General features: G+C 67.7%; 2 protein-coding genes. Both read right to left on the bottom strand.

All coding sequences use genetic code 11. From position 1 onward, the window contains the following. Positions 1–121: 121 nt before the first annotated feature. The gene (locus ACE3OH_RS21555; RefSeq protein WP_374358124.1) at positions 122–2,020 is read right to left on the bottom strand and encodes an ATP-binding cassette domain-containing protein; all 1,899 of its coding nucleotides are present in this window, start codon (positions 2,018–2,020) and stop codon (positions 122–124) included. Next, on the bottom strand, positions 2,017–2,539 hold a 523-nt coding region (locus tag ACE3OH_RS21550; protein WP_374358121.1), incomplete at its 5' end, for an HlyD family secretion protein. The genes ACE3OH_RS21555 and ACE3OH_RS21550, both read right to left, overlap by 4 nt.

The raw sequence follows: 2,539 nt of genomic DNA, 5'->3' as shown, positions 1-2,539 counted from the left end.
AGCCCCACGCCAAACAGCAGCATCAGCAAGGGCGGGACCACAAAAGCCAGAGCGAAGAACAGCCGGTCGCGGACGATCTCGCGACCTTCCTTGCCGGCATAGGCGAGAATGCGGCGCAGATTCATGAGCGGGTTTCCAGTTCGGTCATCAGGGCGACAAACACGTCTTCCATGCTGGCGGCTTGCACTTGCGCGGCCAGCAGCGGCTGGCCGGCTTGCGCCAAGGTGTCGCGCAGCTGCGCCAGCTGGCTATCCGGGGTTTTGATAAAGCAATGGATACGCCGCCCGTGCAGGCTGGCCTCCCAGCCGGCAGCCAGCAGCGCCTTGCAGGCCTCGCGTGGCGCGGCGGTGTCGAGCGCATACAGCTGGCCGCGCCGGGCGGCCAGTGCGTCTTTCAGGCTGGCCGGCGTGCCGTCGGCTACCACCTTGCCGGCAAACATCAGCGCCAGCCGATCGCAGCGCTCCGCCTCGCTCATATAGTGGGTGGTGACCAGCACTGCCACGCCGTCCTCGCGGGCCAGCCGGAACAGGATGTCCCAGAAACGGCGGCGGCCCAGCGGGTCCACGCCGGAGGTCGGCTCATCGAGAAACAGTACCTTGGGCGAATGCACCAGCGCGCAGCCCAGCGCCAGACGCTGGCGCAGCCCCATCGGCAAGCTGGCGGCCAGCGCGTTTTCATGGCCGGCGAGGCCGGCCATCTCGACGATCCAGCGCTCGCGCGCTGCAATGGCGGACTTGCTGAGGCCATAGATGGCGCCATACAGGCGGATGTTTTCCAGCGCGCTCAGGTCGGTGTAGAGCGAAAACGCCTGCGACATATAGCCGATGCGCGCCTTGATCTCGCGACCGGCGCGGCGCATATCGGCGCCAGCCACCCGGCCCTCGCCGCTACTGGGCGGCAAGATGCCGTTCAGCATCTTGATGGCGGTGGTCTTGCCGGCGCCATTGGCACCCAACAGGCCGAATACCTCGCCCGGCATCACCCGGAAGCTCGCATCATCCACCGCGACAAAGTCGCCAAAATGCCGGCTCAGGTGACGGGCCTCGATGGCAGCTTCAGTGTCGCGGATTGCCGCATTAGCCTGCGCCGGCGCAGCAGCCGGTGGTGCGCCAACCAGGGCGATAAAGGCGTCTTCCAGTTCCGGCTCGCTGGCGGTGCAGGCCGGCTCGCGCCCGAGCAGGGCGGCGACTCTGGCGCGGGCCTCGCCGGCATCGGCGTTTGGCACAAACAAGCGGTAGTCCTGCCCGCGTGGTTCCAGATAGCCGATAGCGGCGGTCAGCGTGGCCGGCTCGGCGCCGACCAGATCATGCAGGCTCAGCACGCAACCGGGCCGGCTGGCGATGATCTGCTCCGGCCGGCCCTGTGCCAGCGCCCGGCCTTCATGCATCAGCAACACCCGGTCAAAGCGGCTGGCTTCGTCGAGATAGGCGGTGGATACCAGGGCGGTGGCGCCGGCTTCCTGCAATAGCTCGGCCAGAATCGCCCAGAAATCTCGGCGCGACACCGGGTCCACGCCGGTGGTCGGCTCGTCGAGGATGATCAGGCGCGGTGCGTGGATCAGGGTGCACACCAAGCCCAGCTTTTGCTTCATGCCGCCCGACAGCTGCTTCATTGGCCGCTGCCGGAACTTGGCCAGGCGGGTGATGGCGAACAGGCGCTCCTTGCGCTGGGCGGCTTCGTCGACCGGCACCAGGCGCAGGCGGGCGAAGAAGTCGACGTTTTCCTCAACGCTCAGGTCCGGGTAGAGATTCTGCCCCAGGCCCTGCGGCATCAGGCCGATGCGGTCCTTGATCTGCTCGGCCGCCGCGTCGCTGGCGAGCGACGTGCCAAACACCGCCAGGCTGCCGCTATCGAAACGCAGCACGCCGGCCACCGCCTTCATCAGGCTGGACTTGCCGGCGCCATCCGGGCCGATCAAGCCGAATACCTCACCAGCGCCGATATCCAGATCCAGCCCCTGCACCGCCACGCTGGCGCCATAGCGCTTGCCAAAGCCGCGGGCGCTGATCACCGTGCTCATCGCGGTGGCTGCCAGCTCACCCCATCGCGGTAGGCAATGGCGGCATCGCCGGGCAGGCCGGGCGCCAGACGCACCTGGGCGCTGGGCTCAAGATGCAGTTTCACGCCGAACACCTGCTTGGCGCGTTCATCGCGGGTCTGCACTTCCTTGGGGGTGAATTCGGCGCGGTTGGCAATGGTGGTGAGTCGGGCCGGCAGCGCCACGGCGGGTGCCGCATCCACCCACACCCGTGCCGCTTGGCCGAGCTTGAGCTTGCCCACTTCGGTTTCGGCCACATAGGCGCGCAGATACAGGCGGGCCGGGTCGAACAATTCATACAGGGTGCCGCCTGCTGCCAGCACTTCGCCCGGCTCGCGTGCCCGCACCGCCACCACGCCGGCACTGGGCGCCTTCACTTCGGTTTCGGCCAGCGCAGCTTCGGCGCCAGTCAGCGCAGCTTCGGCGGCCTTGAGCTGTTGTGCCAGCGCGCCCAATTCGATGCGCTTGGCGGCGACCTTGTCCAGCGCCAGCCGGCTCTGC

The sequence above is a fragment of the Chitinimonas sp. genome (genome assembly GCF_041904975.1).
GTDB lineage: Bacteria > Pseudomonadota > Gammaproteobacteria > Burkholderiales > Chitinimonadaceae > Chitinimonas.
The sequence above is the reverse complement of the archived record's forward strand: the minus strand, read 5'-3'. Positions and strand labels throughout refer to the sequence as shown.